The 23,876-nt window shown below is 40.9% G+C and carries 23 protein-coding genes; 6 read left to right on the top strand and 17 right to left on the bottom strand.

The features are described from left to right. Window positions 1-78 precede the first annotated feature (78 nt). The 4 genes from AC5WOE_RS15420 to AC5WOE_RS15405 form a co-directional block, all read right to left on the bottom strand. Entirely contained in the window at window positions 79-1,170 is a 1,092-nt protein-coding gene (locus AC5WOE_RS15420; RefSeq protein ID WP_496049388.1) for a M42 family metallopeptidase, read from the bottom strand. Window positions 1,171-1,332: 162 nt separating this feature from the next. Then, complete coding sequence (locus AC5WOE_RS15415; protein WP_496049389.1) at window positions 1,333-1,500, bottom strand: hypothetical protein; 168 nt, start codon at window positions 1,498-1,500, stop codon at window positions 1,333-1,335. A 95-nt stretch (window positions 1,501-1,595) separates the two neighbouring features. Next, the gene (locus tag AC5WOE_RS15410) at window positions 1,596-2,009 is read right to left on the bottom strand and encodes a disulfide oxidoreductase (protein ID WP_496049390.1); all 414 of its coding nucleotides are present in this window, start codon (window positions 2,007-2,009) and stop codon (window positions 1,596-1,598) included. Beyond that, window positions 2,006-2,689 (bottom strand): DsbA family protein, encoded by a 684-nt coding sequence (locus AC5WOE_RS15405; RefSeq protein WP_496049391.1) that lies wholly within the window; start codon window positions 2,687-2,689, stop codon window positions 2,006-2,008. The genes AC5WOE_RS15410 and AC5WOE_RS15405 overlap by 4 nt, the downstream gene beginning before the upstream one ends. Before the next feature lie 226 nt (window positions 2,690-2,915). On the opposite strand from AC5WOE_RS15405, the gene AC5WOE_RS15400 reads away from it, so the two are divergent. Together AC5WOE_RS15400 and AC5WOE_RS15395 are read left to right on the top strand one after the other, a co-directional pair. Beyond that, complete coding sequence (locus AC5WOE_RS15400) at window positions 2,916-3,956, top strand: aldo/keto reductase (RefSeq protein ID WP_496049392.1); 1,041 nt, start codon at window positions 2,916-2,918, stop codon at window positions 3,954-3,956. Window positions 3,957-4,235: 279 nt separating this feature from the next. After that, window positions 4,236-5,444 (top strand): PhoH family protein, encoded by a 1,209-nt coding sequence (locus AC5WOE_RS15395; RefSeq protein ID WP_496049393.1) that lies wholly within the window; start codon window positions 4,236-4,238, stop codon window positions 5,442-5,444. 174 nt (window positions 5,445-5,618) lie between these two features. On the opposite strand, the gene AC5WOE_RS15390 is transcribed toward AC5WOE_RS15395, so the two are convergent. The 9 genes from AC5WOE_RS15390 to ilvB all read right to left on the bottom strand — a co-directional run bounded on the left by AC5WOE_RS15390 (window position 5,619) and on the right by ilvB (window position 14,366). After that, a complete protein-coding gene (locus AC5WOE_RS15390) occupies window positions 5,619-5,960 on the bottom strand; it encodes a hypothetical protein (protein ID WP_496052944.1) in 342 nt (113 codons plus the stop codon). Between the two features lie 1,023 nt (window positions 5,961-6,983). Beyond that, window positions 6,984-7,166, bottom strand: coding sequence for a hypothetical protein (locus tag AC5WOE_RS15385; protein ID WP_496049395.1), 183 nt, complete (start codon window positions 7,164-7,166; stop codon window positions 6,984-6,986). A 291-nt stretch (window positions 7,167-7,457) separates the two neighbouring features. Beyond that, window positions 7,458-7,712 carry a hypothetical protein gene (locus tag AC5WOE_RS15380; RefSeq protein ID WP_496049396.1) on the bottom strand — a complete coding sequence of 85 codons (255 nt, stop codon included), beginning with the start codon at window positions 7,710-7,712 and terminating at the stop codon, window positions 7,458-7,460. Window positions 7,713-7,815: 103 nt separating this feature from the next. Beyond that, window positions 7,816-7,971: a hypothetical protein gene (locus AC5WOE_RS15375; RefSeq protein ID WP_496049397.1), complete on the bottom strand. Its 156-nt coding sequence runs from the start codon at window positions 7,969-7,971 to the stop codon at window positions 7,816-7,818. A 446-nt stretch (window positions 7,972-8,417) separates the two neighbouring features. Next, window positions 8,418-9,494: a 3-isopropylmalate dehydrogenase gene (gene leuB, locus AC5WOE_RS15370; protein ID WP_496052943.1), complete on the bottom strand. Its 1,077-nt coding sequence runs from the start codon at window positions 9,492-9,494 to the stop codon at window positions 8,418-8,420. A gap of 3 nt (window positions 9,495-9,497) precedes the next feature. After that, entirely contained in the window at window positions 9,498-11,060 is a 1,563-nt protein-coding gene (locus AC5WOE_RS15365; protein WP_496052942.1) for a 2-isopropylmalate synthase, read from the bottom strand. Between the two features lie 31 nt (window positions 11,061-11,091). After that, window positions 11,092-12,102: a ketol-acid reductoisomerase gene (ilvC, locus tag AC5WOE_RS15360; protein ID WP_496052941.1), complete on the bottom strand. Its 1,011-nt coding sequence runs from the start codon at window positions 12,100-12,102 to the stop codon at window positions 11,092-11,094. Between the two features lie 30 nt (window positions 12,103-12,132). Further along, window positions 12,133-12,636, bottom strand: coding sequence for an acetolactate synthase small subunit (ilvN, locus tag AC5WOE_RS15355; RefSeq protein ID WP_496049401.1), 504 nt, complete (start codon window positions 12,634-12,636; stop codon window positions 12,133-12,135). Beyond that, window positions 12,633-14,366 (bottom strand): biosynthetic-type acetolactate synthase large subunit, encoded by a 1,734-nt coding sequence (gene ilvB, locus AC5WOE_RS15350; RefSeq protein ID WP_496049402.1) that lies wholly within the window; start codon window positions 14,364-14,366, stop codon window positions 12,633-12,635. Before ilvB ends, ilvN begins: the two co-directional genes overlap by 4 nt. Window positions 14,367-15,078: 712 nt before the next feature. Here ilvB and AC5WOE_RS15345 point away from each other — a divergent pair. From AC5WOE_RS15345 to AC5WOE_RS15330, 4 genes are all read left to right on the top strand, one after another. Next, window positions 15,079-15,369 carry a heterocycloanthracin/sonorensin family bacteriocin gene (locus AC5WOE_RS15345; protein ID WP_496049403.1) on the top strand — a complete coding sequence of 97 codons (291 nt, stop codon included), beginning with the start codon at window positions 15,079-15,081 and terminating at the stop codon, window positions 15,367-15,369. A gap of 117 nt (window positions 15,370-15,486) precedes the next feature. Further along, window positions 15,487-17,253, top strand: coding sequence for a hypothetical protein (locus tag AC5WOE_RS15340; RefSeq protein WP_496052940.1), 1,767 nt, complete (start codon window positions 15,487-15,489; stop codon window positions 17,251-17,253). Beyond that, window positions 17,250-19,193 carry a TOMM precursor leader peptide-binding protein gene (locus AC5WOE_RS15335; protein ID WP_496049405.1) on the top strand — a complete coding sequence of 648 codons (1,944 nt, stop codon included), beginning with the start codon at window positions 17,250-17,252 and terminating at the stop codon, window positions 19,191-19,193. The genes AC5WOE_RS15340 and AC5WOE_RS15335 overlap by 4 nt, the downstream gene beginning before the upstream one ends. Window positions 19,194-19,207: 14 nt before the next feature. Continuing rightward, the gene (locus tag AC5WOE_RS15330; RefSeq protein WP_496049406.1) at window positions 19,208-20,770 is read left to right on the top strand and encodes a SagB family peptide dehydrogenase; all 1,563 of its coding nucleotides are present in this window, start codon (window positions 19,208-19,210) and stop codon (window positions 20,768-20,770) included. 41 nt (window positions 20,771-20,811) lie between these two features. Here AC5WOE_RS15330 and ilvD read toward each other — a convergent pair whose 3' ends face one another. The 4 genes from ilvD to rpmI all read right to left on the bottom strand — a co-directional run bounded on the left by ilvD (window position 20,812) and on the right by rpmI (window position 23,856). Beyond that, the gene (gene ilvD, locus AC5WOE_RS15325; RefSeq protein ID WP_496049407.1) at window positions 20,812-22,482 is read right to left on the bottom strand and encodes a dihydroxy-acid dehydratase; all 1,671 of its coding nucleotides are present in this window, start codon (window positions 22,480-22,482) and stop codon (window positions 20,812-20,814) included. A 155-nt stretch (window positions 22,483-22,637) separates the two neighbouring features. Continuing rightward, the gene (locus AC5WOE_RS15320) at window positions 22,638-23,045 is read right to left on the bottom strand and encodes a hypothetical protein (protein ID WP_496049408.1); all 408 of its coding nucleotides are present in this window, start codon (window positions 23,043-23,045) and stop codon (window positions 22,638-22,640) included. Between the two features lie 238 nt (window positions 23,046-23,283). After that, window positions 23,284-23,637: a 50S ribosomal protein L20 gene (rplT, locus tag AC5WOE_RS15315; protein WP_496049409.1), complete on the bottom strand. Its 354-nt coding sequence runs from the start codon at window positions 23,635-23,637 to the stop codon at window positions 23,284-23,286. Window positions 23,638-23,658: 21 nt separating this feature from the next. Continuing rightward, window positions 23,659-23,856, bottom strand: coding sequence for a 50S ribosomal protein L35 (gene rpmI, locus AC5WOE_RS15310; RefSeq protein WP_496049410.1), 198 nt, complete (start codon window positions 23,854-23,856; stop codon window positions 23,659-23,661). Window positions 23,857-23,876: the final 20 nt, after the last annotated feature.

The raw sequence follows: 23,876 nt of genomic DNA, 5'->3' as shown, positions 1-23,876 counted from the left end.
CAAAAAAGCCGATTCACCCCTACCTACCCACTGGGCTTCTCGGCTAAATGATAAAAGCCACCATTGGTGGCTTTTATGTTATCTCGTTAATTTTTCAATCGTTCTGCGATCGAGGCGAGATGTCAGTGCTACTAACCAATTAACCAAATGATCAACATCTCGTTGATCGATAACAGAAGTATGACTATGAATATAGCGAGAGGGTACTCCCAAAGTGAGAGTTGGCACTCCATGATGATGCACATGTATATGACTAGCATCTGTACCGCCACGCGTAACAACCTCATATTGGTAAGGAATTCCTTCTTCCTCTGCTACCTCTCGTACTAATTGTAATAAAGGTTGATGAGCAATATGCCCAGCATCATAAAGTGCGAGTACGGGACCTTTTCCAAGATGAAGAGAAGTTGGCGTAAAACCGATCTTCGGCGTATCTGTAGCAATTCCTACATCAATCGCAAAAGCCACATCCGGCTTTACAACTGCTGTAGCAGTTTTAGCTCCTCTCCGACCAACTTCCTCCATTACCGTTCCCACAGCAAATACTTGATTGGGATGACGTACTCCTTGAGATAAGCGATATAGTACCTCCGTTACAACAGCACAGCCAATACGATTATCCATCGCTTTTCCAACTGCACGATTTGGGTTGCTCATTTGGGTGTAAGGAGAATAAGGGATAACCGTATCTCCGGGTCGAATTCCTAATGCTTCCACTTCCGCGAGCGACTCTAAACCTAAATCAATAAATAAATCATCTATGTTTATCCCCTTTTTCCGCTCGTCTGGCGACATAAGGTGGGGAGGTTTGGAGCCTATAATCCCTAAAAACTTATCATTTCGTGAATGAACCTCAACACGCTGGGCTGGTAGTACTTGACTCCACCAGCCTCCTAATGTTTGAAACCGAAGATAGCCTTCCTCTGTAATACGTGTAACCATGAAACCGATTTCATCCAGATGAGCCGCTAGCATTACTTTTGGACCCGATAATCCTTTTCGAGCAATCAAGCTGCCAAGTCGATCTGTCATGATCTCATCTGAATATGGTTTTAACCACTTTTGCATCACTTGCCGCACTGCACGCTCATGACCTGGAGGACCAGCAACATCAACCAATTCTTGTAGCATAGTGGCAAACGAATGCCGTGTCGTTGTTGTCTGCAACATAAAACACCACTTTACCTTTCTGAATTCCTTTTTACCCCATAAAAATTTAATGTATTTAAAACCAATGAGGATTATTGTTACTTCATATCCAATCATTATGCTACAAAAGATTTGGTTGGTCAAAATATTTTTAACAAACAAAAAAACCCTCCAAAGGAGGATTTAAAAACATCCAAAACCACCAAAGCCAGGTCCAAAGCCACCAAAGCCACCAAAACCACCCAAGCTAAACCAGCCAAAGATAAGGGCTAGCACGACAATGATGATAATGATAGCGATAAGAACTCCGATACCAGTTCCTAAAAACCCAAAAGATCCACATCCACTCATGTCGTTATCCTCCTTTTGTAACACTTTCTCTATATTCATACCTTATGTTCAAAAGGAAGATTCGCAATGGACATACACACACTTTTTTACCTATTTTATGATTTACGCATGAGCAGCATACTAATACTGATCAACAGGAAAGCTGTGCCTGCCAACATTGGAATGGTAATAAAACCAAATAGATGAAGAGAATCGACGGTACATGGAACACCAGCTTTGCAAGTTGCTTCTGAAGCTAGGTTTGGAAAAGTTTGAATAAGAATATGATATGCCGAAATAACCAACCCGATCAAAGATAAAGGTAACACATAAGTGGATATTTTTTTATCTTGTCGATATGTGGCAATTCCCAAAAGAATCACTAAAGGATACATGAGAATGCGTTGATACCAGCAAAGAACACAGGGAACAAGTCCTAAAACTTCACTAAAATAAAGACTCCCACCCATGGCTACAATCGATACCAACCAAGCGAAATACAGACCAAAACGATCCGCTAATGATCTCATTTGGCTTTCAACTCTTTCTCAATCGCAGCTTTAATATCGCTGTATGATAAACCATTTTGAATATACTTACCATTCACAAAGATAGCTGGTACCCCTGTGATCCCTGTATTATTGAATTTTGTATTATCTTCTTGTGTTTGTTTTTGGAATGTTTTCTTTGATAAATCATCTGAAACTTTTTTTGCATCTACTTCTGGTATATTCTTCTTAATCAAATCAACGAGAAATGCAGGTGTTGCCCACTCTACAGTTTCATTTCCTTGATTGCTGTAAACTGTGTCATAATATTTCCAAAAAGCTTGAGGATTTTGTTTAAATACAGCTTCTCCAGCTTCACCAGCTGTCAACGAATCAGGGCCGATTACTTGCGTATTCGTAAAATAGAAAGAAACTTTACCCGTATCGATAAAATCCTTTTTCAATTGTGGAAATATGGATTCATGGAACTGCTTACAAACTGGACATTTAAAATCGCCAAATTCCATAATTTTAACAGGCGCATTTTCTTTCCCTAAGAAAGGTTGTCCTTTATAATCAATCGGAGTTACTTTGTCCGTAGCCTCTTGTTTGCTTCCTGTAAATTGATTGATTACCCCATAAACTCCAAGTGCCAGTACTAATACGAGAATAGTAACTACCACTAAACCTTGCATGTCTCGGGATTTTTTCTTATTCGCCACCGACTTCACCTCTATTGTTTGTTTGTATCAAGTTTATTTGAGTATACAAAGAAAATAATATCAGGGATAGTGAAAAATTTCACCTTCTAATCTGTAGGAAAATAATTGGAGTAGTTCATCTTGTTATTGTGCATGATAAAGTGTTAGGCTATGCAATGTGATACAATGAATTTGTTAAAAATGCTAAATTACATACTTGTGTTTGTTAGAACAAGGAGGATATTTGATGAAATATCGTTCAATGAAAAACGTAGATAAAAAAGTTTCAGAAGTAGGCTTTGGCGTTTGGTCTGTCGCTACACCTTGGTGGGGAGTGAAAGATGAAACATTAGCAAAAAAATTACTTAGATCGGCTTATGAAAATTATGGAATTACTTTTTTTGATACAGCTGATGTATATGGACAAGGCAAAGGGGAAACTTTGCTTGCAGAAGCACTCGAAGGTTTACTCGATAAAGTTGTCATCGCAACTAAATTTGGATATGACATTTTTGCAAAACGGGGAGATCGTCATGGCGGGCATAGCGAACTACCTCAATACTGGGACAAAGAATCCATTCGCAAATCATGTGAAGCAAGCCTGAAACGCTTAAATATCGAGACTATTGATGTGTACCAACTGCACAATGCTCGTATGGAAGCTATCATCAGTGATGAAGTGATGGAAACGTTAGAACGCTTGAAAGAAGAAGGAAAAATTAGAAGTTACGGAGTTGCTCTAGGACCAGATATCGGCTGGAGAGAAGAAGGGCTTGCTACCATTTTGAAACAAAAAATGGACATGGCTCAGATCATCAATAACTTAATCGAGCAAGACCCTGCAAGAGACTTGATTAAAGCAGCGGAAGAAGCTGGCACTTCTTTGATCGCACGTGTTCCACACGCTTCTGGACTGCTCGATGGTTCTTATGATCCTGACAAACACTTTGATAAATCAGACCATCGTAACCATAGACCGGTAAAATGGATGCAAGCTGGTGTACAAGCAGTTCGCGATTGGAGCTTCCTCTACAAAGAAACAGACCGCACAATCGGACAAGCTGCTATTCTTTATTCGCTTGCTAGTTCTGCAATCAAATCGGTATTACCAAACATTACAAGTGAAGCAAATTTAAAAGAGTTTGCAGAAGCAAGTGAAAAAACAGCCTTTACTGCTGAAGAATTAGCCAAAGTAGAAGAATTATGGGAAAACGGACAAAAAGAAGCCCTTAAACAACCTTTTTCCAACAGCACATCCAAACCCACACCAGTAGTTGTAAAACAATAAGAAGAGAGGAATCGATGGATTCCTCTTTTTCGCTAAAATTTAGATAAAAGAACTGGTTCCAACTCTCTCTTTTGTCATAAAATAAAAGATATTGAAAGCTATCACTACCTACCTCCACTGTTTCTTTCTATTAATTTCTTGCCTGATTCATAGAAGCTCAATCTGCACAAGATGAAGTAAATAAAGTTTCCTTTTATCTACCAAAAAATGCATAAACAGTTTTTTGTGAAATGGGAGAAACTGAAAATAATAATCTAAGAACGGGGGATACTCGCCTCCATGAGATATGTAGTCGATACCAATGTATTATTAAACAGTATGGAAAAACTCGATCATGAGCATATTGTCATTCCCTCTATGGTTTTACGAGAGTTAGAAAAACACAAACTATCGCAGAATCAAGCGCTTGCCTTCCACGCACGTGCTGCTACTCGCTATTTGGAACATCATCATGCTGACATCTTATTCGATGTAAAAGATTATACCGTTGAGCTTGGAAGTGACTTCGATGCTCATTATGCTGATAATAAAATTTTGCAGTGTTGTATCGACAATCAATATGGATTAATCACGTATGATTTGCTCCTTAAACAAAAAGCAAGAGGGTTTAAAATTCCTTTGTTGGAACTTGTATCACAAGAAGAACGATACGAGGGCTACTTAGAATGTGATGTAGAAGATGAAAGATATACTGCACTATGCCACAATCTCGATCAGAATCATTTCGGACTTTTGAACAATCAATACTTGGTAGTTAAAGATGGGGAAAACTATGCTGATCTATTAAAGTGGACAGGGGAAACACATGTCTATGTGCGGCCAAGAGGGTTTGATACTACCTATTTTGGCAAATTTTCTCCAAAAGATGCCTATCAACGCTGTGCGCTCGATAGTTTACGTTCTAACACCATCACCATGATCAAAGGAAAAGCAGGTTCAGGGAAATCATTAATTGCTCTGAGTTATGCCATGCGGGAAATCGAAAAAGGCAAGTATGACCGCTTGATTTGTTTTGTAAATCCGATGGCTTCTCGAAACAGCGCCAAACTTGGCTTTTATCCGGGAACAAGAGATGAAAAGATCATGGATTCTGCGATCGGTTCGATGTTATGCAGCAAATTTGGAGATAAAATGATCGTTGAAGAATTGTTAAAGGGCAAAGAAAAAGAACCGCCCAAACTGTTACTCTTGCCATTTAGTGATATTCGCGGCTTTGATACAACTGGACTTCGAGCAATCGTCTATATCATCGAAGCCCAAAACTTAGATGTAGATTTAATGAAACTGGCTGTACAGCGGATTGGTGAAGATTCCAAACTCATCATCGATGGAGACTTCGATACCCAAGTAGACCATAGTAGTTACGAAGGCCACAATAATGGGATGCGTCGTCTATCCGAAGTTTTCCGCGGTGAAGACTACTATGGAGAAGTAGAACTTCCCTATATTTATCGAAGTGAAATTGCTAGAAAAGCAGATCAGATGTAAAACAAAAGCTGCCATCTCATTTGAGTATGGCAGCTTTTGTATCTATTTATTCAAACATTTTATACAGGGTCCGGGGCGGAGTCCACGATTTCTCGTGTCCTCCGTCCCGGGGTGGGGCGGCGGGTTGATACGGTTAGTCCGCATCAACCCGCCGGCCCCATTCCCACGCCGGCGTCAGCCGGAGATGGTGGCCGCGGCGGCCGTCGGGTCGGCGACGATGCCGGTCGTGTACGACGTCGTGTTGGCGGTGCCGGCGGTCGTCTCGAACTGGTCGGTCGGATCGGTGGCGGTGCCGGCGGTCGTCTCGAACTGGTCGGTCGGATCGGTGGCGGTGCCGGCGGTCGTCTCGAACTGGTCGGTCGGATCGGTGGCGGTGCCGACGGTCGTCTCGAACTGGTCGGTCGGATCGGTGGCGGTGCCGGCGGTCGTCTCGAACTGGTCGGTCGGGTCGGCGGCGGTCCCGGCGGTCGTCTCGGACTTCATCTCGGTCGGCTCCATCTGCGCGGTCGTGGTCATGTTGAACCTTTCTCAAGTTGAGAGGCTTTTTGTGTCTGATTTGATTATATTGCAGTCTTTGTTTTTTGTAAATATAAAAATGTCAAATTAGCAAAATTTAATGATAAATCACTTTCATCTAATTCCTTAAATGTAGATTTAATAACATTGACCACACAACGAATTGAAGAAGATTTCAATCTCATCATCGATAAGGGCTTTGGTGCCCAAGTAAACTATAGTAGTTACGAAGGCACAATAATGGGATGCACCGTCTATTTGAAATTTTCCCATTGAGAAGGCTACTATGAGAAGTAGAACTTCCCTATATCTACAAAGTGAAATTTCTAGAAAAAAGATCAGATGTAAACAAACAAAAAGCTACCATATCATTTGATTATGGCAGCTTTCGTATTTATGTGCTGAATCATATTATCGGGTGCCCTCGATGATATAGCTCTGCTAACCATCGGGGGCTTGACCGGCGGGTGTATAAGGTTCTCTCATACTATCTATCGACGATAGTCGATGATCCCACCGGCCACACGCCGGCGACGTGGTCTCAGGCGCTGATGGTGTCCGCGGCGACCGCGGTCAAAAAAAGGTTCTGATCCTGGTTGAGCCGGTGACCCATCAGGTCGACTCGTCGCTCTCGAGCGTGGTCATTGTGGTGTTCCCTTCTGTCTCGCAATGAGACATTGGAGTTACAAGGTAATTAAATTATAGGACATTCATTGATTTATGTAAATATTAAAATGTCAAAATAGAAGAAATATAATACATTCCACTTCTACCAGTGGATTCTTTTATACTTAGCGATCACCACATTTTTCTAATGTACCAATATTAGATGTATATATCCAAAAATACTATTGTGCTTCCCATCTTTCTTCCTTTTCATATATTCACACACAAAAATATGTATGCAAAAAAGCTACCTTCTCTATTGAAATGGCAGCTTTATCTATCTAAGTCTTCCTATCATATGCGGTTCCCGGAGCGGAGCACACACGCTGCTCCACTCCGGGTGACTGATCAGGTTTGTCAGACGACGACACCGACCTTCTGGTCAGTGAGCACCGCCAGTCCTTCATCGATCTCAATGAACAGATGACGCTTGTCCATCGGGATGACAGGCGTGTGGACGTTGTAACGCCTTCGCAGCTCCTGCTCACGATCGATCAAGTTGTCGAGCACCTTGTTCTGGCGGTTGTCGGTGTATAGCATATCAGTCCTTTCTCTCATCTAAACGATAAGAGAAGTCGGAATTACTTACAATCAAAAGTATAAGACTACCATGTCAATTTGTAAACATTTAAAGTATAGAAAATAAAAACTAACCATATTATATGACCAATATATAACTCAAATTTTGGTCATATCACAAATAAAATAAACAACTGCCACATATTTAGCAGTTTTTGTATCTATATTACTTTCGATTGCTTTCCAGCTCCGAGATGGAGCACCACGCTTATCGCATGGACTCTCATCCCGGAGTGACAGAACCAGCTCAGATCAACTGGCATGCCAGCCAAGGGCTGCCGCCTGCACGTCGAGCACGAAATTCCTGAGAAGGATGTGGCTGTTCTCGCCGAACTCCTCATCAAGGGTTCCACAAAGCTCAGCCATCTTCCGAACCGCCTTGTATCGCTTCTTGAGGTGGCTCAACTCCTCTTCCGGAGCGAGCTCAGCGTGGGATTCGAGGATGTTCCATGCCTCGTTGAGCTTCTTCTCGCTGGTCTCCATGGCAGTGGTGCCCTGAGTGGTCATGTCCTTGTCCTTCCCTAGTAGGGGACTTACGTTTATTTTATGAAAACACCGCATGCTTGTAAATAAAGATATGTACTATCTTCTCCATACAAAAAAGGAAAGCTTAAACGCTTTCCTTTTTCTTCTTCCGATGTTGATAGTAATGAACAGCTTTCTTCGCCAACCAGCCAATCACTACAACAGCTGTCTCTGCGATCATGGCTTTGCGTTCCGTCGGGAGCTTTTTAAATTGTGATAGCAAGTTATCTTTTTTATCCACAGCGTATCCCACCTTTTCAGGTTTCCACATCATGAATACAACATTTTATCCGAATAGAAATAAAATCCATTCCATAGCTGATTTCTATTACCTTATATGAATTATACCACATAGGTAAAAAATACTTCTTCTCCCAAACTCTTACCCAATATAAATCAGCTGATTAATTTTGGGTAATTCCAGAAGAATAAATCCTGCACCTTTCAAAAACTATCCAGCCGAAATTCCAGAAGAATATTCTGATAATAAATTTTCCCATTATTCTTTTTTATTGTTTCCCGCTTTGATATAATAATAGAAAATCATTTCCTTTTTGCAAAGGAGGTGCTTTGAATGCGTTATTGTAACGAACCAGATTGCAACCACTAAAAATTGCAGCCGATTTTGATGTATTTACATTTTTATATACGAAAAAATCCAGCCTTCATGAGGGCTGGATTTTTATTTTATAACAAACTAGCTACTTTTTCTGCAAACTGCATCGTAGTCAGGGTTTTATCCTGATCAGTCTTCGTATCTTGTGTACGATAACCCATATGTAGAACTTGCTCTACCGCTTTTTCTACATCAGCAGCTGCCAGTTCATCTTGGAAAGAGTAGCGAAGCATCATCGCCATCGATAGGATCATTGCCGTTGGATTTGCGATACCAAGACCAGCGATATCCGGAGCTGAGCCATGAACAGGTTCGTAAAACCCAAGTGAGCCTTCTCCTAAGCTAGCAGAAGGCAACATCCCAATCGATCCAGTGAGTATTGCTGCTTCATCGCTCAAAATGTCTCCAAACATATTCTCTGTTACAATGACATCAAAGGAAGCTGGACGGCGAACGAGCTGCATTGCACAGTTATCCACTAACATATGCTCCACATTTACATCTGGATAATCTGCCTTCACCCGGTCTACTACCGTTCTCCATAGTCGTGAACTTTCGAGTACATTCGCTTTATCTACAGAAGTGAGCTGTTTTTGGCGATTTTGAGCCATTTGGAAGGCGAGGCGTACGATTCTCTCAATCTCATCCTCATGGTAGAGAAGAAGATCAGAAGCATATTCTTTTCCCTCACTGTCTTTGGCTCTTCGTTTGTCACCAAAGTATATACCACCAGTCAACTCACGGACGACAACAAAATCGACACCTTGGATGACTTCGGCTTTTAAGGTCGAACTTTCTTCTAATCCCGGGAAGAGGACAATCGGTCGTAAATTGGAGTAAAGTCCTAATTCTTTGCGCAATCCAAGTAATGCTTGTTCAGGTCGCAGATGAGGGGGATGGTTATCCCATTTTGGCCCGCCTACAGCTCCAAACAAAATCGCATCTGCTCTTTTTGCTCTTTCTAGTGTTTCCTCTGGTAAAGGAACCCCTACTGTATCGGTAGCAATACCACCAGCAAGTGCCTCATGGTAGGTAAAGTCATAGTTATACTTTTTTTGTACCACATCCAATACAGCAAGTGCCGCTGTCATTACTTCTGTTCCTACTCCATCACCGGGTATCACTACTATATCTTTATTTGTTCCCAATCCTCACACCCCCTTTGACAGAGCAGCAGTTTCTAATACACCCTCTGGTTCTCGATCCGTTCTTCTGGCTACTATGCGGTTTACTGCATCAATATAAGCCCGAGCACTTGCTTCCAAAATATCTGTGCTCACACCGCGACCTCGAACGGTAAGATTCCCTTGTTTGAGTTGTATGGATACTTCTCCTTGTGCATCTTTACCATGTGTAACCGAATGAATCCGATAGTCAGCTAGTTCCACTTCTTCATTCGTAATTCGATCTACCGTTTTGAAAATGGCATCGACCGAACCATTTCCACAAGCAGCCTCTTCTTTGACTTCACCAGACGCTTCTTCTATACGCAAGGTAGCAGTAGGTACTGCATGACTGCCATAAGATAGTTGGAAAGAAAGCAGCCGGAAATATTCTGACCTCTCTCCAATTTTTTCTTCTATTAAAGCAATGATATCTTCATCTAAAACTTCTTTTTTGCGATCAGCTAAGTTTTTAAACCGTTCAAACAAATGATTGATTTGTTGTTCGTCTTGAGGATAACCCAATTGAATTAGTTTATCTTTAAATGCATGTCGACCTGAATGCTTGCCCAATACCAAACGGCTCTCTTCCAAACCTACGGTTTTTGGTGTCATGATCTCATAGGTTTCAGGGTGTTTTAACATACCGTCTTGGTGAATTCCCGATTCATGAGCAAATGCATTCGCCCCAACAATTGCTTTATTTCCCGGAACGACCATACCTGTCAACTTGCTAACCAAACGGCTGGTACGACTGATCTCTTGATGATTGATAGTGGTCTGTGCTTGATAGTGTGCAGCCCTTGTTTTCAAAGCCATCACAACTTCTTCAATCGCTGCGTTCCCTGCGCGTTCTCCAATACCATTGATCGTTCCTTCTATTTGTCCAGCCCCGCCTTCAATCGCACCTAAACTATTGGCGACAGCCATCCCTAAATCATCATGACAGTGCGCACTTAAAATGACACTTTCTGTCTCAGGAACTCGTTCTTTTATCGTACGAAAGATGTTTCCGTACTCCATCGGAGCCAAATAACCGACAGTATCTGGGATATTGACAATATTCGCGCCAGCTGCGACCACAGCTCTTGTCATTTGCGTCAAAAAGTCGATCTCTGTTCTTCCTCCATCTTCAAAGGAAAACTCGATCATAGAAAAATAACGTTTTGCATAGCGAATTGCAGCTAGAGCTTGCTCCATCACCTGCTCTTTGCTCATCTTAAGCTTAAACTCACGATGTATGGGGGAAGTAGCGATAAACAAATGAATCGCGGGAGCATTAGCTTCTCGCAAAACTTCCCAAGAATGATCGATATCCCGTTCCACACAACGTGCCAAACTTAGAACAGTTGCATTTTTTACTGCTTTCCCAACTGCTGTGATTGCTTGCCGGTCTCCAGGTGAAGAAGCAGCGAATCCTGCTTCAATAAGATTCACACCAAGTCGCTCGAGTTGGAGGGCGATCTCCACCTTCTCTCCCTTTGTTAGCGTAACACCAGGTGACTGCTCTCCATCACGCAAAGTGGTATCAAAAATCTGAATCATCCGCATTTTTCGTTGCTCCTCCTTTTCTACTTATTTTTTAGTTTTTGGAACCAATTGGCTCTTTGTTTACCCAAACCATCATTTGGCGAAGTTTGCTTCCTACCTGCTCGATAGCATGTTCCTTTTCACTAGCTGCGATTTTGTTGAATTCTGGACGACCATTTTGGTTTTCTGCGATCCAATTGTTAGCGAAAGTTCCATCTTGGATTTCTTTCAAAACTTGTTCCATCGCTTGGCGAGAAGGAGCTCCTACTACGCGTTTTCCACTTACATAATCTCCATATTCAGCAGTATCACTGATAGAATAGCGCATTCCGCTTAGACCTTTTTCATACATGAGGTCGACAATCAACTTCAGCTCGTGCAGACACTCAAAATATGCGATTTCTGGCTGGTAACCTGCATTGACTAGTGTTTCAAACCCATTTTTCACGAGTTCAGTCACCCCGCCACAAAGTACGGCTTGCTCTCCAAATAGGTCTGTTTCAGTCTCTTCTTTGAATGTCGTTTCGATAACACCTGCGCGGGTACTTCCAATTCCTTTACAATAAGCAAGAGCCACATCTTTTGCAGTTCCACTCGCATCTTGGTGAACAGCGATCAAGGATGGAACTCCAAACCCTTCTTGATAGACACGGCGAACCAAATGTCCAGGTGATTTTGGTGCAACTAGGATAACATCCACATCATTTGGAGCTACAATTTGTCCGAAATGAATGTTAAATCCATGAGAGAACATCAATACATTTCCAGCTTCCAAATTCTCTTTGATCTGTGTTTCATATACCTTTTTCTGATGCTCATCTGGCAACAAAATTTGGATTACATCTGCTTGCTTAGCTGCCTCATCAACTGGAAAAACTTGAAAACCATCGTTTTCCGCTTGCTCCCATGAATTTCCAGGGCGCAGTCCGATTACAACCTTTACACCACTATCACGCAAGTTTTGTGCTTGTGCATGTCCTTGACTGCCATATCCAACTACTGCTACTGTTTTGCCACTGAAAAGATGTAGATTTGCATCGCCTTCATAATACATTTTACTCATGTTTTTTATTCCCCCAGATTTTTAAATTCTTTAGATAACAGTTGTAAGTGAAATTTTATCTATTTCCCGACTAAGTGCAATTACACCAGTACGGGCAATTTCCAAAATATTATATGGCCGAAGCAGCTCTGTCAAAGTGTCTAATTTCGCTCTATCTCCTGTAGCTTGCAGCATGATAGAATCATGTCCCACATCTACAACATTTGCCCGAAACGGATCAACAATCCCTTGAATTTCCATTCGTACATTTGGTTCAGCTGCTACTCGAATGAGCATCAATTCACGCTCTACACTAGTTGTTTCTGTGATGGTTTTCACTTCAATAACATCAATTAATTTGGACAATTGTTTGGACAATTGATTGAGGGTTCGCTCATCACCGCCGGTGACGATGATCATCCGAGATAAATTTTTCTCTTCTGATTTCCCTACACTGATGCTTTCAATATTAAAGTTACGTTGTCCCAGAAGACTGGAGACACGAGCTAAGACGCGTGGGCGATTATTCACTAATACAGAGAAAATATGCCTCATTGCTCTTCATCTCCCATCATCATCTCATCTAATCCTGTTCCTGGAGCAACCATTGGATATACATTTTCATTTGGATTTACCCAGAAATCAAGTACTGCTGGTCCTGGATGTTCCAATGCTTCTTTCCAAGCTTGTATCGCTTCTTCTTTGTTCTTCGCACGCCAAGCTTTCACACCATAAGCATCTGCAAGTTTTACAAAATCAGGGCTTCCAGATAAGTCTACTTCACTGTAACGCTCTTTATAAAATACTTCTTGCCACTGACGTACCATACCCAAACATTGATTGTTGATGATCACTATTTTTACAGGGATTTTTTCTAATGCGATAACAGCCAACTCTTGGGCTGTCATTTGAAAACCACCATCACCAGTTACAGCGATAACCGTACGATCTGGATATGCTAGTTGTGCTCCGATAGCAGCTGGAAAACCAAAGCCCATCGTTCCAAGTCCTCCAGAGGAAAGCAACGAGCGGGGTTCAGAAAATTGATAATACTGAGCTACCCACATTTGATGTTGTCCAACATCTGTTGCTACAATGGCCTTTCCTTCTGTTGTCTCATCTAAATGTTCAATTACCCATTGAGGTTTTAAGCCATTTTCATCTGAATCGTTATACTGCAATGGATATTCCTTTTTCCAAGAATCACAGAGGCTCAACCAGTTACTCGAGTCAGCAGAAGGTAATTGATTGTTTGCAGCAGCTAATACTTCTTTGACATCACCAACAATTGGCACATAAGTGTGTACGTTTTTATCAATTTCTGCTGGATCAATGTCGATATGAATAATTTTAGCACCAGTAGCAAATTTATCGATTCTCCCCATCGTCACACGGTCATCAAACCGGGCTCCGATTCCAATCAACAGATCACACTCTAGCAATGCGTGGTTGGCGGCATAAGTCCCATGCATTCCTGGCATCCCTAGCCAAAGCGGGTTTCTGCTAGGAAATCCACCCAATCCCATTAACGTTGTGGTTACAGGTATGTTGGATTTTTCAGCAAATTCAATCAGTTCTGCTTGTGCATTTGCTCGAACTACTCCACCGCCAGCTAAAATCACAGGACGCTCAGCTTGCTGAATTACTTGATGAAGGCGGGAGATTTGAACTTGACTCGGTTTCTCTGGAGCATGTAACCCTCTAATCTCCGCTTTTTCTGGATAAGAAAAGGTGCTGACAGCCTGAGATACATCTTTTGGAATATCAATTAGAACTGGTCCTGGTCTTCCTGTTACAGCAATTGTAAAAGCTTCTTTTACGACTATCGGAATCTCATCAACACTTCTGACGAGATAGTTATGTTTCGTAATCGGCATCGTTATACCTGTAATGTCAGCTTCTTGAAATGCATCTGTTCCCAATAGACTAAGTGGCACATTCCCCGTAATACAAACTAGAGGAATAGAATCCATCATCGCTGTAGCGATCCCTGTTACCAAGTTGGTAGCACCTGGACCTGAAGTAGCCATTACAACACCTGGTTTACCTGTAGCTCTCGCATAACCATCTGCTGCATGGATTGCACCTTGTTCATGTCTTGCCAACATATGACGAACATGACCATCATACAGCGAATCATAAATAGGAAGGACTGCACCCCCAGGATAACCAAAAATCATGTCTACTCCTTCTTCTACTAGAGAACGAAGCAAAATTTCAGACCCTGTGTACTTTTTTTCATCCAAATCAATAGAACTTGTCTTTGATTCCAATTGGGGAGCCAAAGTAATTCCTCCTTTTTTCCAAATAAAAAAAACCGTACGATCCCAAGTGAAGAATATCACCAATTGGGACGAACAGTTCGTGGTACCACCCAAGTTCACTGATGCTTCACAGCATACAGTCTCATCAAGTACATGTGTACTCGGTCGATAACGGTGACAACCGATCATGATCTACTCAAGTAAGCCTTTACTCTTTCGACATGTAACTCAGAGGTGAGAAGCAAAATACTTACGGTTTTGGGTCTCAGCAAATCCCAAATTCTCTGTAACGCGTATTGGCAAATCACTTATATCCTCGTCATTGTTTTTATAAATTCCATTTAATTTGTTTTTAAGTTTTGAGAAATACAGTTATTTTTTATTATTTAGGTGTTATTATATCGATCACACTTTTCGATTGTCAACCCACTATTCCGATATTTTATATTACAAAAATGACAGCGCTGTCATTGTAATTTCATAAATTTTTATGTGATCACTTATTAAAAGTGATTTACTTTTAAGATGGTTATGAATGAAATGATAACAAAGACAATATTAAATCAATTTACATAAATATACCATAGAGAGACCAAATTGAACACTTTTTGTGAATAACAATTATTCATTTTGTTTAGTCACCTAATTCTTTTCTCATCATACATATATCTTGTCGAGGAGGGCTATTATCACGACTTACCTCCCGAAAACATGCTTGTTGGAGGTTGGACAAATGAGCGAATTTCAAAAGGAAATTCAAGAACTTAGTGTTGACGAATATAGCAAAGGCGAAGTGACACCCTGGCATGAGTACATGGAACAATATGAACAATATGAGCAACTTGAGCAATATGGGCAGCATGAAGATTTAGAATTAGCACAACGCTGTGGATTCCGATGTGGCGGTTGTGGTGGATGTGGCGGTTTCCGACGTTGTGGTGGCTGTGGTGGTTGTGGCGGTTGTGGCGGTTGCGGAGGTTGTGCACCTCTATTTCCATTCTTTCCCTTCTTCCCATTTTTCTAAAGAGTTTTCAACATTATCGGCGCCCTGTTATTCAGGGCTATTTTTTATAGGGCAAGTAGACAAATATCTCTACATAATATAAAGAAATAGTTGCTTTTTAGGGGTGAGGATAAATCAATGTTCACTATGCTTCCAACTGCACGATTAAAAGCAAATCAAGATACCTACTATGTTCCTGATTCAGAAGGCGGTATATATTTTCGCAACCACAGACATTCCTTCCGAATGCAAGGTTCCAATGTATACCAATGGATGGAAAGACTAATCCCCATGCTGGATGGTACCCATACCTTGCAAGAAATAACAGAGGGATTACCTGATACTCACCAGCAGAGAGTTTATGAACTTTCAAACCTATTGCTACAAGAAGGATTTATTCGAGATATCAGCAAAGATAAACCGCATACCTTAAGTGAAAAGCTAATGAAATGCTATCAGTCACAAATTGTTTACTTAGATCATCATGTCGGCTCTGGTGCTCATCACTTTGAAAAATATCGACATGCAAATCTACTAGTTATTGGGCATGGTTCCTTTCTCACTTCGCTGATATCTTCCCTGATTGAATCCGGACTCCAAAAGATTGCTCTTTTTCTTACTAATAAATCGAACACAAATATGGAACGTATGAGATATCTAGAAACAGACTCCGCGGTAAAGATCACTGATATCACACAAGATGATATACATCCTTGGGCAAAAATAATACAGCCCTATGACTCTGTTTTATTTGTAGGAACAGAGTCAGATGCAGAGCAAATAATAGACCTAGCAACACTTTGTGAGCAAGAAAACAAACATTTTATACCTGCTATCACCTATCAAAACACAGGAATGGTAGGACCGATAATAGATTGGGAATCTGCATGGCGTAGACTGGCGAAAACATCAGACAGCATTAACAAAGAAATCAATCATACTGCAATATCTATCCTTGCAAACCTCCTATCCTTCCGCTGGTTTCAACTAGTCAATGGAGTGATTCCATTAGAAAACCGCCAAGTTTTCTTGCTTGATATGCAGACTCTAGAAGGCAAATGGCATTCTTTTTTATCTCATCCACTCACACATAAGACCAATGAAACAATAAAACCATTAGCTTCAACTGAATGGTTGTCTTCTTCTCAAACAACTCATATACAAAGTATCTTTGCTCCTATCACCTCTGAGGAAACAGGAATATTTCGATCTCTTGGACCAGAAAATTTGTTGCAGTTACCCTTATCGCAATGTCTTGTAGAAATAGCTGATCCACTTGATAAACAGCAGACCACCCCAATTATTTGTTCAGCATTAACACATTTAGAAGCACGTCGTGAAGCAGGGTTAAGCGGCTTAGAAGCATACGCTTCTCTGTTTCCAGAAATCGCACACGATCTAAAAGGAAAAGTAGCAATTGGAGTCGGGGAAAATCGTCAAGAAGCAATTTGCCGTGCTTTTCTCAAGCACTTGGAAGCAGGTAGAAAAAACAGACCTACTCATCCGCAAAAAATACAACGGAAGGGAGAGACCAGCAAGTATTTTGCAGAGTGCCTCAGCCTATTGGGTGCACATCCTACCTTATACTTAGAGGATCACATCTATGGCTTTCCTATTGGCTGGGTAGAAGTAAATAATTCTTGGTTTGGCAGTGTGGGATTGCATACTGACATGGCCTTGCAAACTGCATTGCACAGAGCGTTACACTCTGTACAAAATAAATCTATTGATCATCATCTTCATCAGCATATCCCATTGGAATCAATCGAAAAAACGCTAGAAACTATTACTCATCGTTTGAAATTACAAAATAAACAATTACAAGTATTCGATATAAAACTGGAAGATATCATCTCCCAAAACCTCTCTGTTGTTGCGGTGACAACTCAGGAGGAAAAATCATGACAAAACCGATCATAGGAATTATAGGAGAAGGACATTTAGCAGCGGTTACTGCTAAAGCATTTGAAATGTTCTATACCATTCTCCCTCTTGGATCAACTTGGAAGGACAAAACGTGGAAAGATGCAGATTTACTGCTTGTACTAAGTGACAATTGGAATGCTCGTCTCCATCGGGAAGTTCAGCATGTCGTCTCTTCTACTTCTATTCCGTGGTTACGCTGTTTTGTCCAGTTTGGTGAAGGTATTATTGGTCCGTTCGTTCAATCTGAGGGAGTTTGTTTTCATTGTGCGGACCGTCGATTGCTAATGAGTGCGAAAGATCGCAAAGCAATGTGGCAACTATATCATCAATTATCGCTAGAGCCACCTGCTTTTGCTGATCCCAAAATTTCTTCCTTCTCAATCCATCACTTGAAACACCTTCTCTTACAAGAAGTATCCCAAATCTTTGAACAGCAGTCGAACCTCCAAGATACGATGATATTTGTAAACCTGCACACCCTTCAAACAAGTAAACATACCATCATTGCAGATCCACTTTGTAACATTTGTAATACCCTTCCAGATGACACCCCTGTTAGAGCTGCAATTCATTTGCAATCCAATCCTAAGGTAAAGGAAGATAGTTTTCGGGTTACATCATTAGATTCATGGAAAAATACTTTAAAACAAACCTATTACGAAAATCGAACAGGCGTTTTAATGGGAAATGTTCACGATCTCCTATCTCCCTTCGCTTCGGCAAGTGTATATTTGCCTCTTGCTATTGGCCAAGAAGCAACTGCTGGCCGAACACACCGCTTCGGTGATAGTGAAATTACAGCTATATTTGAAGGGCTGGAACGTTCCTGTGGCATTGCGCCAAGAGGAAGCCGTATTGTTGTTCACGATCATTATTACCATTTGCAGGAAAAGGCCCTTGACCCACTATCAGTAGGCACGCATTCCAAAGAACAATATGCTTTTCCAGATTTCCCTTTCCAAGCATTTGATCCTGAGAAAAAAATGAATTGGGTCTGGAGTTACTGTATCACAAGACAAAAACCAATCCTCGTTCCAGAGCTTTTGGCTTACTACAGCCTTGGGGGCGGCAAAGGATTTGTCTATGAAACTTCCAATGGATGCGCATTAGGAGGAAGTCTAGAAGAAGCCATCTTTCACGGGATCATGGAAGTTTTAGAACGAGATGCTTTTTTGCTGACATGGTATGCTAGGCTGCCGCTGCCTCGAATTGATCCTTTTTCTTCTGGAAACACAGAATTAGATTTGATGCTTCATCGTATCCATGAAATAGCAGGTTATGAAATACATCTGTTTAACGCGACAATGGAGCATGGAATTCCTAGTATTTGGGCAGTAGCTAGAAACAAGAAGAACAGAGGATTTCATTTGATCTGTGCAGCAGGGACTCACTTTGATCCTGTTAAAGCGACGAAAAATGCCCTCCATGAACTCGCTGGTATGATGCTGACGTTAGATGCAAAAGCGGAAAACCAGCGAGCAAAGTATGTAAACATGATCGATAAACCCCATCTGGTAAAAGAAATGCCCGATCATTCGATGTTGTACAGTATACCAGAGACGGAACACCGGCTTGATTTTTTACTCCAGCAAAAGGAAAACACTCAGATATTTCAAGACATCCATTGCCCGCCTGTATCAAAAACTGATTTAAAAGAGGATCTTGAACATGTCATCCAGATTCTCCACCGACAAAATAGGGAAATATTTGTTGTCAATCAAACTACAAGTGAATTACAAAAACAAAATTTACACTGTGTGAAAGTGATTATTCCAGGTATGCTTCCCATGACATTTGGTCATCACTTAACTCGGCTTACTGGATTATCAAGAGTACTTGAAATCCCTAAGAAACTTGGCTTTACAAAAAACACACTAACAATGGAGGAGCTAAATCCTCATCCCCATCCATTCCCATAATAGAGGAGGAAAGCATGGATAGCGATACATTTTTCTCTCATCTTCATGATCATCCTGAGAAATTAAAACCGGCGGATTGGGAAGTGGATTGGAATGATGCTCCACTACCGTATAAACAGTATCAGCAAAATCCATTTATCCATTTATCTCGTGAAATACCAGAAAATTTTCATCCAACCGCCCAAACTCCTACCATCCAAGACATTGGCCATTTATTGTGGTATGTCTATGGAATGACAAAAATTGTCCAGTGCCCTTTTCCAACACATTCAGCAAATCATGAGCTCCAGCATTCCACTGTATGTAGAAAATTTGTCCCTTCTGGTGGTGCCCTTTATCCAAATGAAATATATCTGTATCTACAAATCAAAGATGTACCAAAAGGAGTCTATCACTATGATGTTGCCAAACATGCCTTAGTCCTATTACGAGAAGGAGATTTTGCAGCGTCTATCACCAATTTATTAGGCAGACGAGGTACAATCACAAACTGCTTTGCCACCATTTTTTTATCCACTCTTTTTTGGAAAAACTTTTTTAAATACCATAACTTTGCCTACCGCCTGCAAGGATTAGACAGTGGTATTGTTATTGGGCAATTATTAGAATGTACAAAACAAGTCCCTTATCAAAAAACAGTTTACTACCAATTTCTCGATAAAGCAGCCAATCATTTGCTAGGTATCACTACAGAACAGGAAAGTGTTTATGCCGTCATAACTCTGTCAACTGATAAGCAGAAAGTACATTTCCAGCAAAGAAGCAATGATGTATTAACAAGTGAAACCTTGTGTAAACAAATACCAGCTATCCATCACCCTTACCGACTGAACGCCAAAAATATACTGCCTTATCCGCTAATTGAAAAAATACATACGCAATCTTTGCAAAACACGACAAAGGATTTCTGTCGCGTATCATCGCAAAAAAGTGCTTTACCAAAAACAGACAAATCCATCCCACTATCTCCTAATCGAGAATCGGCGCCATCCTTCTATACCATTTGTAAAAAAAGAACTTCTCCCGGAATGAACTTCACTTTAAAAGGCGTAACGAAGAAGCAACTCACCACCATTCTACAAACGGCAACGGAACATATTGATTATGCTAATGACTTGTACGAAATCGCTGATTCAAATGAACGAATACTAGCAGGATACTTTCATCACATAGAAGCTGTCCCAAATGGGCTTTATGTATATGATCCAGATAGAAATGCTTTAAATCTCCTACGGGAAGGTGATTTTCGCTCGTATTTGCAACAATCTACACTCGAAACTCATATCAATATTTTTCAAGTTCCCATCTGTTTACACATTTTCGGCAAACCAATCTACCACAAAGAAACATTGGGTGTAAGAGGCTATCGCATCCAGCAGATGCAAACAGGTATACTCGTACAGCGACTGGCACTCGCCGCATCTAGTATTGGATTCGGTGCTCATCCTCTGCTTGGATTTGATACAAAGATGATTGACTCCTTATATCCCTTTGATCAACGCTCTTATAAGAGTTTGATACAAATCCCAATCGGTCCATTCCAATCGTATAGTAAATGGGAAGGAATCTTAACATAAAAAGCATCTACCTTTTTTTGGTAGATGCTTTTTATTAATGATTAACTATCTCTTAAAACTGCTCCCGTATTTGCAGAGGTAACCAAACTCGCATAACGGCGCAGGAATCGTCCGCCAACTTCGATTTTTGGAGGTGTCCAGTTCTCTCTTCTCCTTGCTAGTTCATCATCAGGTACTTCTAGCTCTATCGTTCTATTGATCAGATCAATATGAATGATATCCCCTTGTTCCACAAATGCGATAGGGCCGCCGTCAGCAGCTTCTGGAGAAACGTGGCCGATACTTATCCCGCGAGTTGCGCCGGAAAATCTGCCATCGGTGATCAAAGCAACTTCTTTTCCTAACCCTCGACCCATGATTGCAGAAGTAGGAGAAAGCATTTCTGGCATTCCTGGCCCGCCTTTTGGTCCCTCGGAGCGAATAACGACTACATCTCCAGATTTCACTTTCCCAAACGAGATACCAGCGATAGCATCATCTTGGGATTCAAAGATAACGGCTGGTCCACTAAATGTTTTGATCGAAGGATCGACTGCACCAGTCTTGATTACCGCACCATCTGGAGCAATATTTCCATATAGGACACACAATCCGCCTGTCTCACTATAGGCATTGGTAATTGGGTGGATGACTTCCTCATCTAAAATTTCATGCTCTTTAATATTTTCTCCTAATGTTTTTAAAGTTACCGTTTTACAATCCACGTTAAGAATGCCTTCTTTTTTGGATAACTCATTAAGGATAGCATGGATTCCTCCAGCACGATCGATATCTTCCATGTGCCACTTGCCAGCAGGACTTACTTTACATAGATTTGGTACTTTTGCCGCAATTTCGTTGATTCTCGTCAGTGGATACTCCACTCCGATTTCATGAGCGATAGCCAATGTATGTAAAACTGTATTGGTAGAACCACCCATTGCCATATCAAGCGCAAACGCGTTATCGATGGAATCTTGTGTCACAATATCACTCGGTTTCAAATCTGCGTCGATCAGCTTCAAGATCTGAGCAGCAGCTTTTTGTGCCAACACTTTTCTTTCTGGTGTATCTGCCAAAATGCTGCCATTACCTGGCAAAGCTACACCCAACGCCTCTGCTAAGCAGTTCATCGAATTAGCTGTAAACATCCCCGAACAAGAACCACAACTCGGACATGCAAATTGTTCTAATTCATATAGCTCTTTATCATCTATTTTACCGGCTTGGTGAGCTCCTACTCCTTCAAACACAGATACCAAGTCGATTGATTTCCCTGATGGTGTCATGCCGGCTTTCATCGGTCCACCACTGATAAAGATAGTAGGAATATTAACCCGCATTGCTCCCATCAACATCCCTGGCGTAATTTTGTCACAATTCGGGATACAGATAAGACCATCAAACCAGTGTGCGAGGGCTACTGTTTCTACCGCATCTGCGATGACTTCTCTACTGGGAAGAGAATAACGCATACCGATGTGTCCCATCGCTATACCATCATCCACGCCTATGGTATTAAATTCAAAAGGTACCCCACCGGCTGCACGAACGGCATCTTTTACTACTTCAGCAAATTTATTTAAATGCATATGGCCAGGTACGATTTCTACAAATGAATTGCAAATTCCGATAAATGGTTTCCCAAAATCTTCTTCTTTCACACCAGCAGCCCTGAGCAAACTTCTATGGGGTGCTCGATCAACGCCTTTTTTGATTTTGTCACTTCTCACTATAGCTCACCTACTCTATAAAATAATAAAAAAACTTACCAATATGGCAAGCCTCAAAAGGCTTTGTAGAAAAATAAAACTTTGATCTACTAAATTAGATTATATACTATCATATCTGCATGAAAAAAAGCAGGGCTTTTCTTGCGCCTGCTCTCTCAAAAATTACCACTAGCATAACTAGAACCATCTTCAAGACTATCGTGTTCATTTGTGATTTTTTGCATCAACCATTCGTACTCTTCCATTAAATAAGGGATAAAATATTCCGTTCCTTCTTTACTGCCTTCTTGCACAATGACATTCCATACAATTTGATTACAATAATCTACTAATTGATTCCAATCTGCAAAACTCCAAATGATCTCACTACAGTCAAGGCTAGTTATATGATAATAATTGTCATCTTCTGCCCTAAAAATAAAGTCTACACCTATAAGTGCAATATTGTGTTGAAAGCAAATACGGACAAAGTCCTCTGCATACTCAAGGGGTAAACACAAATTGCCTTGTGCATCTAAATGCCCGTACTGTTCATACTCAAGTTTGATCCAATTAACCAGCATTCAGCCCCTACTCCTTTGAATATGGATTAGAGAAACAGAGGGCTATTCCTCTCTTTTTATAAGTCATCACTAATCTATTATATACTACACATAGAACATCCAATGTTTAAATTGTTATCAATATTTGTCAAAATAGTACTTAGTACTAAATGACTTACTCTTATATCCAACTTAGACTTTAAACCAATCAAAAAATCTCATAGATAATATCTATGAGATTTAAAAAGAGAATAAGAGCCTATTGTGCTTTTTTCGCAACTTGCACGAGTTCGCTAAAAGCTTTTTCATCGAAAATAGCTAATTCAGCAAGCATTTTACGGTTGATATCAACACCAGCAACTTTTAATCCGTGCATCAATTTATTGTATGACAAACCATTGGTACGAGCAGCTGCATTAATACGTGTAATCCAAAGACGACGGAAATCACGTTTGCGCTGACGACGGTCACGATATGCATACATAAGAGATTTCATTACTTGCTGCTTCGCAGTACGGAATAAACGGTGTTTGGAACCGAAGTATCCACGAGCTAGTTTCAGCACGCGTTTACGACGGCGACGGGTAACAGTACCACCCTTAACTCTTGCCATAAAAATTCCCTCCTAAACATTCTATTTATAAGCGATTAATTGTTCGATACGTTTGGTATCACCTTTAGCCATGATGGCACTTTTACGTAATTTGCGTTTTTGTTTCGCAGATTTGCCTTCTAGTAAGTGGCTAGTAAATGCATGATTACGCTTCACTTTACCAGTACCTGTTTTATTGAAACGTTTGGTAGCTGATTTTTTAGACTTCATTTTTGGCATCGTATATACTCCCTTCGATG

Source organism: Shimazuella sp. NTD248 (assembly GCF_059510395.1).
Note: the sequence above shows the minus strand (reverse complement) of the source record. Positions and strands in the feature narration are given on the sequence as shown.

Coding starts and splice junctions, on each gene's coding strand:
- AC5WOE_RS15420 (WP_496049388.1), bottom strand. CDS start 1,170: ATGTTGCAGACAACAACGACACGGCATTCGTTTGCCACTATGCTACAA.
- AC5WOE_RS15415 (WP_496049389.1), bottom strand. CDS start 1,500: ATGAGTGGATGTGGATCTTTTGGGTTTTTAGGAACTGGTATCGGAGTT.
- AC5WOE_RS15410 (WP_496049390.1), bottom strand. CDS start 2,009: ATGAGATCATTAGCGGATCGTTTTGGTCTGTATTTCGCTTGGTTGGTA.
- AC5WOE_RS15400 (WP_496049392.1), top strand. CDS start 2,916: ATGAAATATCGTTCAATGAAAAACGTAGATAAAAAAGTTTCAGAAGTA.
- AC5WOE_RS15395 (WP_496049393.1), top strand. CDS start 4,236: ATGAGATATGTAGTCGATACCAATGTATTATTAAACAGTATGGAAAAA.
- AC5WOE_RS15390 (WP_496052944.1), bottom strand. CDS start 5,960: ATGACCACGACCGCGCAGATGGAGCCGACCGAGATGAAGTCCGAGACG.
- AC5WOE_RS15385 (WP_496049395.1), bottom strand. CDS start 7,166: ATGCTATACACCGACAACCGCCAGAACAAGGTGCTCGACAACTTGATC.
- AC5WOE_RS15380 (WP_496049396.1), bottom strand. CDS start 7,712: ATGACCACTCAGGGCACCACTGCCATGGAGACCAGCGAGAAGAAGCTC.
- AC5WOE_RS15365 (WP_496052942.1), bottom strand. CDS start 11,060: ATGCGGATGATTCAGATTTTTGATACCACTTTGCGTGATGGAGAGCAG.
- ilvC (WP_496052941.1), bottom strand. CDS start 12,102: ATGAGTAAAATGTATTATGAAGGCGATGCAAATCTACATCTTTTCAGT.
- ilvN (WP_496049401.1), bottom strand. CDS start 12,636: ATGAGGCATATTTTCTCTGTATTAGTGAATAATCGCCCACGCGTCTTA.
- AC5WOE_RS15345 (WP_496049403.1), top strand. CDS start 15,079: ATGAGCGAATTTCAAAAGGAAATTCAAGAACTTAGTGTTGACGAATAT.
- AC5WOE_RS15340 (WP_496052940.1), top strand. CDS start 15,487: ATGTTCACTATGCTTCCAACTGCACGATTAAAAGCAAATCAAGATACC.
- AC5WOE_RS15335 (WP_496049405.1), top strand. CDS start 17,250: ATGACAAAACCGATCATAGGAATTATAGGAGAAGGACATTTAGCAGCG.
- AC5WOE_RS15330 (WP_496049406.1), top strand. CDS start 19,208: ATGGATAGCGATACATTTTTCTCTCATCTTCATGATCATCCTGAGAAA.
- AC5WOE_RS15320 (WP_496049408.1), bottom strand. CDS start 23,045: ATGCTGGTTAATTGGATCAAACTTGAGTATGAACAGTACGGGCATTTA.
- rplT (WP_496049409.1), bottom strand. CDS start 23,637: ATGGCAAGAGTTAAGGGTGGTACTGTTACCCGTCGCCGTCGTAAACGC.
- rpmI (WP_496049410.1), bottom strand. CDS start 23,856: ATGCCAAAAATGAAGTCTAAAAAATCAGCTACCAAACGTTTCAATAAA.